Raw genomic sequence first — 13000 nt, 5'->3', positions numbered from 1 at the left:
CGCCGGACACGCTGATGGCGCGGCTGCTGAACGCCGTCCTCGGCGGGCAGGAGCGCGGCGGGATGGCCGAGCGGGTCGCGCGCCGGACGTTCCGCGACCGCATCGCCCGGTTCCAGGACCTCGTCGGTTCGGCATGTCCGCCGACCTGTGAGCGAGACCGCAGGTCAGGTCGCCTGCCTGCAAGCCCCCGACCCCTGCAAGCCCCGACGCAGCCCGCACGAAAGGACGACCATGGCACTGTGGAAGCCGGATCCGACCTTCTACGCCTCCCCCCGCGACGCGGCCTCGGCCCCCGCCGAGAAGCTCGCCTACGTGGTCGCCTTCGACCGTGCCGCCGCGAAGCCCGACGCGGTCGCGGTGCTGGACGTCGACCCCGGCTCCTCGTCCTACGGGTCCGTGGTCGGCTGGACGGAACTGCCCTACCTCGGCGACGAGCTGCACCACTTCGGGTGGAACGCCTGCAGCAGCGCGCTGTGCCCCGGGTCGCCGCACCCGCACGTGGAGCGCCGGTACCTCATCGTGCCGGGGCTGCGGTCGTCGCGGGTGTACGTGATCGACACCAAGGACGACCCCACCGCCCCCAAGATCGTCAAGGTGCTGGAGGCGGACGAGCTGGCCAAGCGCGCCGGCTACTCGCGGCCCCACACCGTCCACTGCGGGCCCGAGGGCCTCTACCTGACCGCGCTCGGCGGCGCCAACGGCGAGGACGGGCCGGGCGGCATCGCGCTGCTCGACCACACCTCGTTCGACGTCCTCGGCCGCTGGGAGGTCGACCGGGGCCCGCAGTACCTCGCCTACGACGCGTGGTGGCACATCGCGCACGACGTCCTCGTCACGTCCGAGTGGGGCACCCCGTCCATGGTGGAGGACGGCGTCGTCGGCGAACTGCTGCTCGGCCGCAAGTACGGGCACGCGCTGAACTTCTTCGACCTGCGCAAGCGCAAGCACGTCCAGACCGTGGACCTCGGCGACGAGCACCAGATGGTCCTGGAGCTGCGCCCCGCGCACGACCCGACCAAGCTCTACGGCTTCGCGGGCGTGGTCGTCAACGTCGAGGACCTGTCGGCGTCCGTCTGGGTCTGGCACCGCGACGGCGACGCCTGGACCGCCACCAAGGTCATCACCATCCCCGCCGAACCCGCAGACCCCGCCGACCTGCCACCGGTCATCCAGCCGTTCGGCGCGGTGCCGCCGCTCGTCACCGACATCGACCTGTCCGTGGACGACCAGTGGCTGTACGTCTCCTGCTGGGGCACCGGCGAACTGAAGCGCTACAACGTCAGCGACCCGTTCAACCCCGTCGAGGCCGGCTCCGTCCGCATCGGCGGCATCGTCAACCGGACACCGCACCCGTCCGCGCCGGACCGCCCCCTCGCCGGCGGCCCGCAGATGGTCGAGATCAGCCGCGACGGCCGGCGCGTCTACGTCACCAACTCGCTCTACGGCTCGTGGGACGACCAGTTCTACCCCGACGGCGTCGGCGCGTGGATGGCGAAACTCGACTCCACCCCGGACGGCTTCGCCTTCGACGAACGCTTCTTCCCCAACGGCGACGCCTTCCGCGGCCGCCGCCCCCACCAGACCCGCCTCCAGGGCGGCGACGCCTCCTCAGACTCCTACTGCTACCCGTGAGCGACGGGTCGCTCGCCGCGCTCGTGGTGCTCGGGGCGTTCCACGGGCTCAATCCGGCGATGGGGTGGCTGTTCGCGGTGGCCCGCGGGCTCCAGGAGCGCAGCAGGGCGCTCGTCCTGCAGTCGCTCCCGGCGATCGCCGCGGGGCACGCCGCGTCCGTCGGCGCCGTCGCGGTCCTCATCGCGCTGACCCGGTCGGTCGTCGCGACGCAGGCGGTCGCGATCGGCGGCGGCGCGCTGCTGGTCGGCTTCGGGCTGTGGCGGCTGCTGTCGCGGCGCCACTTCCGCTGGGTCGGGATGCGGATCTCGCTGTGGCAGCTCGCCGGGTGGTCGTTCCTGATGTCGTCGGTGCACGGCGCGGGGCTGATGCTGCTGCCCGTGCTCACCGCGTCCGGGACGGCCCCGGCGGGCCACGACCACGGGCTGGCGTCGTCGTCCGGCAGCGCCCTGTCCACGGGGATCTTCGTGACGGCCGTGCACACGCTGTCGATGTTCGCCGTGGCGGGCGTCATCGCGGTGCTCGTCTACGAGATCGTCGGCCTGGCGGTGCTGCGGCGCGCCTGGTTCAACCTCGACCGCGTCTGGGCCGTCGCCCTCATCGGCGCCGGGACCGTCACCCTGTTCACCGCCCTGTGAGACCCCGGACACCGAACGCGGGGGCGCCGCCCGTGGTCACCGTGTGCGCTTGCCGACGGCGGTGAGGTCGATCTCGATGTCGAACGGCACGGTCAGCTTGAGCCGGTCGTGATGGATTCCGGTGAGGAGGTACGACCTTGTGGCGCGATCGAGTTCGTACACGTAGACGACAGTCCGTTCCTCCTCCAGCTCCACCCGCCAGAAATGCTTGATCCCGGCGGCCGCGTACCGGCGCGGCTTCGTGTCCCGGTCGAACTCCTCCGAACTCGGCGAGACGGCTTCCACCGCGAGCACGACCTCTTCCGCCTCGAAACAGGTGCGCAGGGGATCGACGGCTTCCGCCCTGACGACTGACACGTCGGGCTCGGGCACCTGGCGCTTCGCCAGCTTGACCGACATCTCCCGCACGGCCCGCAACTCCGACGGCGCCTGGTCGTCCAACTCGATGGACAGCAGGCTGAGGACCCAGGAGTGCCACATCCGCTGCGGGCTCACGAAGACCAGGCTCCCGTCGATCAGCTCGGTGTGCCGGTGCAGACCGCGCATGCGCAGGAAGTCGTCAGCGGTGAAACCGTCCGGCGGGGGGAACACCCAGTCTGGCAGCGGTGCGGCGTCCATGTGACCACTTTCTGCGATCGCTTCGACACTCTGAGCGCTCATGCGCTTACCCTTGCACACGAGCGTTGCCCTGGTCCTGGCAACAGCCTAGAACAAGGCCTGGATCGGGGACGGTCAGGCGGGGTCGGGGGCCTCGCCCTTGGCGTGCAGGAGGGTCTGGAGTTCGGCGAGTTGGCGGGCGGCGAGGGCCTTCTCGGCGCCGTTGATGCCCATGGCGCCGATGGAGGTGCCGTCCGCCAGGTCGAGGGTGGGCCACGGGTCGCCGACGTTCATCGTGACGTCGAGGATCTGCGGCCACTCCAGGCGGCGGGTGTTGAACGCGTTGACGACCGTGACGCCGGACTCGTCGGCGGCGACGCGGCAGCGCGCCAGCATGTGCAGGATCCACGCGACGGCCGCGCCGAACGCGACCATCAGGACGCGGTCGAACAGCTTGTACTGCTCCGGCACCACCACGGCGAGCACGATCAGGCCGAGCACGATCACGCCCGCCGTGATGTAGGCGACGATCCGGGTGGTGCGGGGACGCCACACGGTCGGCAGTGCCGGAGTCTCAGTCAACGATCTTCGCGATGGGGATCTCGAGGATGTCGTGCGCGCCCGCCGCCTTCAGCGCCGGGATCAGCGTGTTGACGCCGCGCTTGGCGACCACCGACTCCACGGCGTTCGACTCGCCGCCGGCGAGGGAGGTCACCGTGGGCGACGACATCGCGGGCATGATGTCGAGGACGTTCCGCAGGTCGGCCTGCGCGACGTTCAGCTTCAGCAGCACCTTGCCGCGCGCGCGGATCACGCCCTGCAGCAGGAGGGCGATGTCCTCCATCGCGGCGCGCTTCTCGGCGTCCTCGTAGGCCTCGCGGTTGGCGACCAGCTCGGTGTAGCTGGTCAGCAGCGTGTCGAGGATGCGCAGGCCGTTCTTGCGCAGCGACGAGCCGGTCTCGGTGAGGTCGACGATCGCGTCCACGATGTCGGGCACCTTCGCCTCGGTCGCGCCGTAGGACGGGACGACCGTGGCCTTCACGCCGTGCTCGTCGAGGAACCGCTTGGTCATCGCCGGGAACTCGGTGGAGATCCGGACGCCCTCCGGCAGGTCGGACACCGACTGCCAGGGCGCGCCGTCCGGCACCGCCATGATGACGCGGACCGGGTTGGCGGTCGCCTTGGAGTACTTCAGCTCGCCGAGACTGACGACGTCGGCGTCGGTCTCGGTGATCCAGTCGCGGCCGGTGATGCCGAGGTCGAACAGCCCCTGCTCCAGGTAGGTCGGGATCTCCTGCGGGCGCAGGACCCGGACCCGGTCGATGCGGGGGTCGTCGATGGAGGCGCGGTAGTCGCGGTCCGACGTGCGCTGGACGGTGAGGTCGGCGGCGTCGAACAGCTGCATGGTCGCCTTCTCCAGCGACCCCTTGGGCAGGACGAGTGACAGCACGGAATTGCCTTTCGGATGAGGATGCGTACGGGATGCCGGGTCGATCAGGAGCCCAGATGCTCCAGGCCGTGCCCGGCGTGACCGTGATGCCGCAGACCTCGCAGGGTCAGTGCCGTGTCGAGTGCGGCCACAGTCGCCTCCCATCCCTTGTCCTCGGAGCTGCCCGGCAGCCCGCTGCGTTCCAGTGCCTGCTCAATGGTGTCACATGTGAGGACCCCGTTGCCCACCGGAGTCGACTCGTCGAGCGCGACGCGGGTCACACCCGCGGTCACCGAGTCGCAGACGTAGTCGAAATGGGCGGTGGCGCCCCGGATGACCGCGCCGAGGCAGACGACGGCGTCGAAGTCGCGGGCCATCTGCTGGGCGACCACGGGCAGTTCGAGCGCGCCGGCGACGCGGGCGACGACGGGCTGGTCGATCCCGCACTCCTTGGCCGCCGCGAGCGCGCGCTCCAGCAGCCGGTCGGTGATCTGCCCGTGCCAGCGGGTGCAGACGACGCCGAGCGTGAGCCCGGCGGCGTCGACGGTCCTGTCCTCGGGGCGTCCTGCGCCGCTCATCAGAGTCCCTCGATCTGGTGTCCGAGACGGTCCCGCTTGACCGTCAGGTAACGCCGGTTGTGCTCGGTCACGACGACGGGCATGGCCTCGCGTCCGCGCACGTCCACGCCGAAGCCGTCCAGGCCCTTGAGCTTGTCGGGGTTGTTGGTCAGCACCCGGATGGAGCGTACGCCCAGGTCACGCAGCATATGCGCCGCGTTGGAGTACTCGCGCGCGTCGGCCGGGAGGCCCAGCTCCAGGTTCGCGTCCACGGTGTCGGAGCCGTTGTCCTGCAGCGCGTACGCCTGGAGCTTGGCGAGCAGGCCGATGCCGCGCCCCTCGTGCCCGCGCAGGTACAGGACGATGCCGCGCCCCTCCTGCGCGATGCGCTCCATGGCGGCGTCGAGCTGGGTGCCGCAGTCGCAGCGCTCGGAGTGCAGGACGTCGCCGGTGAGGCATTCGGAGTGGGCCCGGATCAGGACGTCCTCGCCGTCGCCGACCTCGCCGAGCACGAGCGCGATGTGCTCGCCGCCGTCCACGGCGCTGGAGAACCCGACGGCGCGCCACGACCCGAACCGGTTGGGCAGGCGGGTCTCCACGACGCGGGTGACCATCGCCTCGGTGCGGCGGCGGTACTCGGCGAGCTGTTCGATGGAGACGAGCTTGAGCCCGTGCTCCTTCGCGAAGATCTGGAGTTCGGGCAGGCGCGCCATGGTGCCGTCCTCGTTCACCACCTCGGCGAGGACGCCGGCGGGGGCGAGGCCGGCGAGCCGGGCGAGGTCGACGGCGGCCTCGGTGTGGCCGCGCCGCCGCAGGACGCCGCCCTCCCGGTAGCGCAGCGGGAAGATGTGGCCGGGCCGGACGAGGTCGCCGGGCTCGGACGCCGAGTCGCACAGGGTTCGGATGGTCTTGGCCCGGTCGGCGGCGGAGATGCCGGTGGTCACGCCGAGGCGGGCGTCCACGCTGACGGTGTAGGCGGTGCGCATCCGCTCGGTGTTCTGCGCCGTCATCAGCGGGATCTGGAGCCGGTCGAGGTCGGCGCCCTCCATCGGGACGCAGATGACGCCGCTGGTGTAGCGGATCGTGAAGGTGAGCAGCTCGGGCGTCGCCTTGGCCGCGGCGAAGATGATGTCGCCCTCGTTCTCGCGGTCCTCGTCGTCGACGACCACGACGGGGCGTCCCGCCGCGATGTCGGCGACCGCCGCCTCGATGGAGTCGAAGATGCCGCTGCCGTCGCCGGTCATGTCGTTGCCGCTCATGCGGTCACCGCCTTCTGCCTGGGGATTTGCGCGCTCCGGGACTCCCGGAGCCAGTTGTTGAACCCGACCATCACCATCACGAAGAAGATCCCGTAGACCGCGCCGGAGACGTACAGCCCGGACTTGAGCGCCAGCGGCACCCCGACCAGGTCGACGAGCACCCACACGATCCAGAAGTCGACGAGCGCGCGGCTCTGCGCGTACGTCGCCACCGCGCTGCCGACGAAGATGTAGGCGTTGGCCCACGGCGACCAGGCGACCTTCAGCCAGTCGAGGTGGACGAACAGCTGGGCGACCACGGCCGTGCCGACGACGAGCGCGCCGAGCAGGACGGCGCGTTCCCGGGCGGTGGCCTGCCGGACGACGATGGCGTCGGTCTCGCGCCGCCCGCGCGTCCACATGGTCCACCCGTAGAGGGCGAGGCCGCAGAACAGTACCTGCTTGAGGGCGTTGCCGGGGACGCTCGCGTGCAGGGACGCGGCGAGCAGCAGCAGCGCGCCGGTGAGCTGGACCGGCCACGTCCAGAGGGTCTTGCGCATGGCGAGCCAGACGACGGCGAGCGAGAGCACGTTCCCGGTGAGATCGGTCCAGAGGATGTGCTCGCCGAACACCTCGAAGCCCGCGCCGAGCCAGTTCACGACCGGTCGCCCAGCATGCGCTCGACGTACTTGGCGACGACGTCCACCTCGAGGTTCACGGGGTCGCCGGGCTTCTTGTGGCCGAGCGTGGTGAGGGCGAGGGTCGTCGGGATGAGGGCGACGCTGAACCGGTCGGCGCCGGCCTCCACGACGGTGAGGCTGATGCCGTCGACGGTGATCGAGCCCTTGTTCACCAGGTACCGGCTGAGGTCGGCGGGCAGGGAGACCGTCACGACGTCCCACCGCTCCCCCGGTTCGCGGGAGAGGATCGCGCCGACACCGTCGACGTGGCCCTGCACCAGGTGGCCGCCGAGCCGGTCGGACAGCCGGACGGGGCGTTCCAGATTGACCTTGGACCCGGGTTCCAGCGCGCCGAGGCTGGACTTGTCGAGCGTCTCCTTGATGACGTCGGCGGAGAAGACCCCGTTCTGGACGTCCACCACGGTGAGGCAGACGCCGTTGACGGCGATCGACGCCCCGTGGACGGCGTCCTCGGTGACGAGCGGGCCGCGGATCGCGAGGGTGACCGAGTCCCCCCGGATCTCGATCGCGACGATCTCGCCGAGCTCCTCGACGATGCCGGTGAACATCTCCCGGGCCTCCTAGTTCAGGGCTCCGGGGACACTCGTACATCGTCGTACGCCCCAGGTCAGGGGCGTACCGCGCGCTGCCTCCCATCCGGACTTTAACCGTCGGTCCCGGAATTCCACCGGGTCAACCGGCCGATGGCTTCGGCCGGGTCGCGGACTGTCACCGCCGGTTCGGAATTTCACCGACCCCGGAGCACGCGTTCATGCTTTGCCAACCAGTGTGCCATGCCTTGCATTCCGCGGCCCATGTGACCATCACCACTGGCCGTCCTGGATTGAACGTTCAACGATCTTGAACCCGGGGTACACCCTCCGCCACAAGTGACGCATGACGGACTTTTCCCCCAGGAGGCAGTCATGGACGTCGTCGCCCTCATCGCCCGCATCGCCTTCACGGCGATCTTCATCGGCGCCGGCATCGGCCACCTCACCGCGACCGACGCGATGGCCGGCTACGCGGCCGCGAAGAAGCTGCCGATGGCCAAGCTCGCCGTGCAGGTCTCCGGCGCCTACATCCTGCTCGCGTCGGTCCTGCTCGTCCTCGGCATCTGGCCGGACCTCGCCGCCATCGCGCTCGTCCCGTTCCTGCTCATCACGGCGTTCGTCTTCCACGACTTCTGGACGCAGGAGTCCCCGGAGGCGCGCCAGATGGAGCAGCAGCAGTTCCTCAAGGACCTCTCCCTGGCCGGCGGCGCCCTGGCTTTGTTCGTCCTGTACGCCTCCGACAACCACCCCGGCCTGAACCTGGTAGGCCCCCTCTTCACCTAACCCGGTCGGCCGCGCCGCCGAGCGGCCCCGGCGGCGCGGCTCCGGTGACTCATCCGCGTCCGCGCGTTGAAGGCATTGCAGCGCGCGGCCCGGAGATGCCGCAGCCACGGCCTGCCTCACGGAATCGGGGAACTGCGGATCGTCCAAGCGCCCCTCTGGAAGAGCCGGGGACGAAGAGCCCGCTCGCCGAAGACCATCGGTTCGCCGCGCAGGTAGCGCCGGTACTGGACGATCAGGTCGGCGTCCGGAAGAAGCGGCCACCGACTCGTCCGGCCACTCTCCTTGTCGAGCACCAGCACAGTCTCCCCATCGGGCACCGGAACCTGCGGCGGCTCGGACAGCACCGCCGACACGCCCCTGGCGACGTAGAAGGCGCCGAGGTCGCTGAGCAGGACGAGCCGACGCGCGCCGCCCGTGGACGGGCGGTTGTAGTGCGCGTCCGCACACGCCCACGCAGCACCGCGGTCGAGCGGTGCGCCCTGGCAGGCCCCGTGCAAGACGAGCGCGGCGGCGACGCGACGCACGGTCGGGCAGGGCACCGCCGTCTCGCACGCCGGACACGCAGCCGTTCCCGTGGGACGGTGCGCGTCCAGGACGTCGGCGAGCACGACCACCGCACCGGCCAGGCTCCGGCTCGCTTCGGCGGCCGAGTCGTCCCGCGCGAGGACGGCGAGGGCCGCGTCCCGTGCTTCTCGGACGAGCGACTCCGCCCGCTCTTCGGGACGAGCCGTCATCGGGCACCGTCTCCGGGAACGACACCGTGCTCGTGGTGGCAGACGACCTCGTCGGCGACATCGTGCAGATCCGCGAACGGCCTGCACGCGTAGGCGTTCCGCGTCCCCGGCCGGACGCGCCACCGGAACACGCCCGGCGGCTCGGACCACACCGTCAGCCCCCGCAGCGCGACCACCGAACGGTCGGACCCGTGGTGGCAGCGTGTGCCGTCCAGTCCCCGAGCGATCAGCAGCCGGCGCAGCACCACGGCCGCCTCCCATGGGAGCGGGCGCGCCGGGGACGCGCACGTCCGGGCGGCCGGGACGCAGAACCAGGTCGCCTTGCCCGGTACCGGCAGCGGCCCCAGCCTGGACCGCGTCCGGTGCCAGCCCCAAGCCGACGAGAGCGCCTCGACGACCGCGATTCCCCGGCCGTTCTCCGCCCACGCGCCGTCCGCCTTGCCGGGACGCGTCCACTCGGGCTTCGGGTCGAACACCTTGAACACGAGCTGGCTCTCCGGCGTGACCCGGTGGTAGGCCCACAGTTCGAGGACGCGCCGCCCCGGCGCCGCCTCCGCGCGGCCCGAAGCGCCGCCGATGCCGTGCCGCAGGCCGTTCGTCACCAGCTCGGACGCCGCGAGCGTGACGTCCTCGACGAGTTCGCCCGACACCTTGGCCGCCGTCAGCGCCACCCGAAGGTGTGCACGGGCCACACCGGCGCAGGTCTCGTCGGCGGGCAGCGGCCAGGCCGAACACCCGCCGAGCACCAGATCGGGGAGATGGCCGTGAACCATGGGGGTCTCCTCTACGCGAGGGATCTATGTCCGAAGCAGCATGATCGTTTCCGTAATCGGCTGCGAACGCTGCGTTACGGACTAGATAATGAACTCATTCGCGCCTAGATCGCAAGGCTAAGCGAGATAGATAATCCAGATTCTTGCGATCATGAATCTAAATACCCACAAAATGGAAGGAATGGACATGGCAGACATTCGCGCTAGCGGGTACAGTCCGACGATCAAGAAACGTGCACTCAGCCGGAAATTGGTTGACCTGCGAAAGCAGTGCGGCATGACGACAGCCCAGGTATGCAGGCAGCTCAACTGGAGTCACACAAAGCTCAACTACATCGAAAAGGCCAAATGGGTCGAACCGAGCAGCGACGCCGTCGCCGACCTCTGCGAGCTGTACGGCGTCGAGGGCAGTGACCGCGAAGCTCTGATCAAGCTCACCCGGGAGGCTCGCCAGCGCGGCTGGTGGCGCAGGTACAACGACGTCTTCCGAGACGACTTCGTGGGGCTGGAGGCAGGCGCCTCAGAGATCTACGCGTTCCAAACCACACTCGTGCCGGGCCTGCTTCAAACGCCTGGATACGTCGAGATGATCAATCGCGATGCGGGCATGGTTGACGACGACGAACTGAAGCGCCACATCGATGCCCGGACGCAACGCCAGATGATCCTCACGAGACGGTCATCCCCCTGCCGCTTCCATGCGCTGATCGATGAGAACGCGTTGCTTCGGATCAGCAACCCCCAGGTACGGTCGGAGCAGATCCGCCATCTCATCAAGGTCTCAGGGAGACCTAACGTTGACGTACAGATCCTCAAGATCGCTGACGGAGTCTACCCAGGCACCAGCGAACCGTTCGTTTATCTGAAGTTCCCCGGAGCTGCTGACCGAGACATCGTCTACCTCGAAACCACGATCGACGACCGCATGATGGAGGAGGAAGATGAGCTAGAGCGCTACATGGCCAGGTTTGATCTGCTACGCGCCAGGGCTACGGATCCTGCCGCAACTAGCGCATACCTCACAAGATTGATTGAGTGACAACCATGGAGCTTTCTAGGACGAACTGGCGCAAGAGCAGCAAGTCCAGCGCTGGCGGTCAAGAGTGCGTCGAGGTCGCTGCGGCCTGGCGCAAGAGCAGCAAGTCTCAAGTAGGCGGCAACGAGTGCGTCGAGGTGGCCAGCACGCCCGATGCTGTACTGATCCGGGACAGCAAGGACGCGACCGGCCCCCGGCACGTGGTCACTTCGGACGTGTTCCGCGACCTGCTCGGCCGGATCAAGAGCGGCAGGCTGGACCTGTAGGGCGTGGCGCGTTGACCTGTGGAGTGTTGCCCTTATCCGCGACTCGTTGAGGGCAACACTCCGCAAGTCATCCCTGGAGGGACAAGGCCGGGACCGGAGGACGCACGCGATCAGCGCGGGGGCGGGCTCCTCGCGGGGGTCATTGGCATGCTTGAAGTGCCTGGCCAGGTAGTAGCGGTACATCGCCCCCGTGGCCGGCGGGACCTCTCCCCACTGCGGCCGACGTACTGGCCGAGGAACCGCTTGCCGTTCACATCGACGTCCAGGCCGAGTTCGTCCTCGGCGATACGGGCGATGACATCATCGATGCTCTCCGGCTTGAACATGCGCAGGCCGGGGAGCGCCCACTTGTTCTGGTAAGGCGCGATAGGGCGTCGGACAAGCACGACGCCTCCGCCCTCGGGAAGCTCCACGACGAGGTCGAACGTGGGGATCACCGCGTATCGAGGATGCTCTCGAAGATCTCTCTCGGCGCGAACTTCACCTCTGGGCGCTTGCGCGACGTCATGGCAGATTCCTCTCATGGGGCTGCGCAGCCGTGCGCCAGACCTGGCAGCTTTCGGCGTGGAACTTCGGCACCACAACCTTCTCCAGCCGGGCGGCCACGACCGTCTGCGCGATCTGCTGGTACTGGACGGCACGCTGACCGCCTACGACCGACTGCCGGCCGACCGGCCGTACTACTCAGCCAGGTGCCGCCGCGACAGAATGAACGTGCGGGTCATCGCCGGCCCTACGGGACAATTCTTTGGACGTCGGTGCCGCCGCCCGGCCGCACCCACGACCTCACCGCTGCCCGCGTATGGGCTGCTGCGCACGTTGGAGCAGCTCTACCAGGATATTCACGAGTCATCATGCGTCATCGAATTCGTGAGCCCCAAGCCGGGCCAACTTCCTGACTATATCCGACCACGCGGCGCCCTCTACACGTTCGATAGCGACAGTTACAGCTCGCAGGAGCGGCGGAATGCATGGACTACCCACAAGTATCAGTGGATGCCCGAATATAATCCGCTCCCGAACCAGGCGGCGCGCGATATTCTTCGGCGTGCAGACAATAAACTGCAGAGATTCTTCGCCTACGCCATCCGAAGGACCTATGAGAGCCTGCAGAAGAAAGGAAAAATCCGTTTCATCCTCAGGCCAGAATTAATCAAGATCTACATCGGGACTAATGAGAGCCCTCACCTTGACCTTCATGGCATGTGGCGGGTAGTCCGGATGGGCCATGACACGCAAGGCCTCAAGTGCGTCCGCAACGACGATTTCACCATGTTACTTCACACTCTCTCTCCATTTTTCGCATACATCCCTTCACCTCTCTCAAACCGCCCCGCATTAAAGGCTACTCTCGAAGGCTGCCTCAGATCCCCGTACTCTACGAGAACAGACCTCCACCTCCATCACGGCAAAAGACATTCGACTCAATCATCAACGTAAGAGAGAAGAATCACCGCCACCCCCTCTCCAATGCCAACCATTGCACAGTCATAAGTGTGTCCAGTGAGCGGGCTTGCAGTAAACTCACCACTAAAGTCCCCATATTCCCAAGACCATGCAGGAAAGTCTACATTGCTCCACCATCCCACGCTGGGACCCAGAATATCCACCATGTCCGAGGCAATCACCTTTGCCTCATCCTCGCCCAAGGGGCCGGCAGAGCCCAAATAGACGAAATCTGTAGCGAGTATCAGCGCCAAAAACGGCACCATCCGCGACGGCGGCACATCGACACGAGACAGCTCGCGTCGAATTTCCGTTATCGTGACAGGGCGAGTTGGAATCACATGCCGATACGGGCCGCGGTCAAAATCTGAAGCGAAGATGACGGGGTACAACAATGTCGCCGGATCGACTTCGCCTGAATCGTCCACGCCTATCCGCAAAAATTGACCAAGTTCTTCGTCCCGCGTAAGCGGCGCAATAAGTTCGCGCATCCGGGTTGCCCGTTCCATACTGCAATGCCGTTAAATTAGCCTGACCGTCAGGGTGTTATCCACATATCCACAGGCGTCGCAGGTCCATGTGGAGTTCGTGAAAGCGATTGAAGCCTCGCTTGCGGAGGCATATGTTGCCGATGTGCCTG

17 protein-coding genes and 1 riboswitch are annotated in these 13000 nt (G+C 67.8%); of the genes, 6 read left to right on the top strand and 11 right to left on the bottom strand.

From position 1 onward, the window contains the following. The first annotated feature begins 231 nt into the window (after nt 1–231). Together ETD96_RS30120 and ETD96_RS30115 are read left to right on the top strand one after the other, a co-directional pair. Nucleotides 232–1632 (top strand): selenium-binding protein SBP56-related protein, encoded by a 1401-nt coding sequence (locus ETD96_RS30120; protein WP_138639873.1) that lies wholly within the window; start codon nt 232–234, stop codon nt 1630–1632. Continuing rightward, nucleotides 1629–2267, top strand: a complete 639-nt coding sequence (locus ETD96_RS30115; RefSeq protein WP_138639872.1) for a hypothetical protein — start codon at nt 1629–1631, stop codon at nt 2265–2267. The genes ETD96_RS30120 and ETD96_RS30115 overlap by 4 nt, the downstream gene beginning before the upstream one ends. A 36-nt stretch (nt 2268–2303) precedes the next feature. On the opposite strand, the gene ETD96_RS30110 is transcribed toward ETD96_RS30115, so the two are convergent. From ETD96_RS30110 to ETD96_RS30080, 7 genes are all read right to left on the bottom strand, one after another. Next, nucleotides 2304–2885 carry a Uma2 family endonuclease gene (locus ETD96_RS30110; protein ID WP_138639871.1) on the bottom strand — a complete coding sequence of 194 codons (582 nt, stop codon included), beginning with the start codon at nt 2883–2885 and terminating at the stop codon, nt 2304–2306. Between the two features lie 114 nt (nt 2886–2999). Continuing rightward, a complete protein-coding gene (locus tag ETD96_RS30105; RefSeq protein ID WP_240808325.1) occupies nt 3000–3446 on the bottom strand; it encodes a PH domain-containing protein in 447 nt (148 codons plus the stop codon). Next, nucleotides 3439–4314: an ATP phosphoribosyltransferase gene (gene hisG, locus ETD96_RS30100; protein WP_138639870.1), complete on the bottom strand. Its 876-nt coding sequence runs from the start codon at nt 4312–4314 to the stop codon at nt 3439–3441. The genes ETD96_RS30105 and hisG overlap by 8 nt, the downstream gene beginning before the upstream one ends. Nucleotides 4315–4358: 44 nt before the next feature. Next, on the bottom strand, nt 4359–4871 hold the full coding sequence (gene ribH / locus ETD96_RS30095; protein ID WP_138639869.1) for a 6,7-dimethyl-8-ribityllumazine synthase: 513 nt from the start codon (nt 4869–4871) through the stop codon (nt 4359–4361). Beyond that, on the bottom strand, nt 4871–6109 hold the full coding sequence (locus ETD96_RS30090) for a bifunctional 3,4-dihydroxy-2-butanone-4-phosphate synthase/GTP cyclohydrolase II (RefSeq protein ID WP_274704652.1): 1239 nt from the start codon (nt 6107–6109) through the stop codon (nt 4871–4873). Before ETD96_RS30090 ends, ribH begins: the two co-directional genes overlap by 1 nt. Continuing rightward, nucleotides 6106–6747: a nicotinamide riboside transporter PnuC gene (pnuC, locus tag ETD96_RS30085; RefSeq protein WP_138639868.1), complete on the bottom strand. Its 642-nt coding sequence runs from the start codon at nt 6745–6747 to the stop codon at nt 6106–6108. The genes ETD96_RS30090 and pnuC overlap by 4 nt, the downstream gene beginning before the upstream one ends. Continuing rightward, nucleotides 6744–7337 carry a riboflavin synthase gene (locus ETD96_RS30080; protein ID WP_089324105.1) on the bottom strand — a complete coding sequence of 198 codons (594 nt, stop codon included), beginning with the start codon at nt 7335–7337 and terminating at the stop codon, nt 6744–6746. The genes pnuC and ETD96_RS30080 overlap by 4 nt, the downstream gene beginning before the upstream one ends. Nucleotides 7338–7407: 70 nt before the next feature. Further along, a riboswitch (FMN riboswitch) is annotated at nt 7408–7538 on the bottom strand. Nucleotides 7539–7694: 156 nt separating this feature from the next. On the opposite strand from ETD96_RS30080, the gene ETD96_RS30075 reads away from it, so the two are divergent. Continuing rightward, on the top strand, nt 7695–8105 hold the full coding sequence (locus ETD96_RS30075) for a DoxX family protein (RefSeq protein WP_138639867.1): 411 nt from the start codon (nt 7695–7697) through the stop codon (nt 8103–8105). 116 nt (nt 8106–8221) lie between these two features. Here the strand turns inward: ETD96_RS30075 and ETD96_RS30070 are convergent, their stop codons facing one another. Together ETD96_RS30070 and ETD96_RS30065 are read right to left on the bottom strand one after the other, a co-directional pair. Beyond that, nucleotides 8222–8839 (bottom strand): hypothetical protein, encoded by a 618-nt coding sequence (locus ETD96_RS30070; protein WP_089324103.1) that lies wholly within the window; start codon nt 8837–8839, stop codon nt 8222–8224. Next, nucleotides 8836–9612: an ATP-binding protein gene (locus ETD96_RS30065; RefSeq protein ID WP_138639866.1), complete on the bottom strand. Its 777-nt coding sequence runs from the start codon at nt 9610–9612 to the stop codon at nt 8836–8838. The genes ETD96_RS30070 and ETD96_RS30065 overlap by 4 nt, the downstream gene beginning before the upstream one ends. A 151-nt stretch (nt 9613–9763) precedes the next feature. Between ETD96_RS30065 and ETD96_RS30060 the strand changes: the two genes are divergently transcribed. Together ETD96_RS30060 and ETD96_RS30055 are read left to right on the top strand one after the other, a co-directional pair. After that, nucleotides 9764–10651: a helix-turn-helix domain-containing protein gene (locus ETD96_RS30060; protein ID WP_089324101.1), complete on the top strand. Its 888-nt coding sequence runs from the start codon at nt 9764–9766 to the stop codon at nt 10649–10651. Between the two features lie 5 nt (nt 10652–10656). Further along, complete coding sequence (locus tag ETD96_RS30055; protein WP_089324285.1) at nt 10657–10914, top strand: DUF397 domain-containing protein; 258 nt, start codon at nt 10657–10659, stop codon at nt 10912–10914. Between the two features lie 110 nt (nt 10915–11024). Here ETD96_RS30055 and ETD96_RS48240 read toward each other — a convergent pair whose 3' ends face one another. After that, complete coding sequence (locus tag ETD96_RS48240; protein ID WP_420884796.1) at nt 11025–11438, bottom strand: NUDIX domain-containing protein; 414 nt, start codon at nt 11436–11438, stop codon at nt 11025–11027. On the opposite strand from ETD96_RS48240, the gene ETD96_RS48415 reads away from it, so the two are divergent. After that, complete coding sequence (locus tag ETD96_RS48415; RefSeq protein ID WP_240808324.1) at nt 11437–12354, top strand: hypothetical protein; 918 nt, start codon at nt 11437–11439, stop codon at nt 12352–12354. The two genes, ETD96_RS48240 and ETD96_RS48415, sit on opposite strands and share 2 nt — an antisense overlap. Here ETD96_RS48415 and ETD96_RS30040 read toward each other — a convergent pair. After that, nucleotides 12339–12869 carry a hypothetical protein gene (locus ETD96_RS30040; protein WP_138639865.1) on the bottom strand — a complete coding sequence of 177 codons (531 nt, stop codon included), beginning with the start codon at nt 12867–12869 and terminating at the stop codon, nt 12339–12341. The two genes, ETD96_RS48415 and ETD96_RS30040, sit on opposite strands and share 16 nt — an antisense overlap. Nucleotides 12870–13000: the final 131 nt, after the last annotated feature.

The sequence above is a fragment of the Actinomadura geliboluensis genome, assembly GCF_005889745.1.
Lineage (GTDB): Bacteria > Actinomycetota > Actinomycetes > Streptosporangiales > Streptosporangiaceae > Spirillospora > Spirillospora geliboluensis.
The sequence above is the reverse complement of the archived record's forward strand: the minus strand, read 5'-3'. Positions and strand labels throughout refer to the sequence as shown.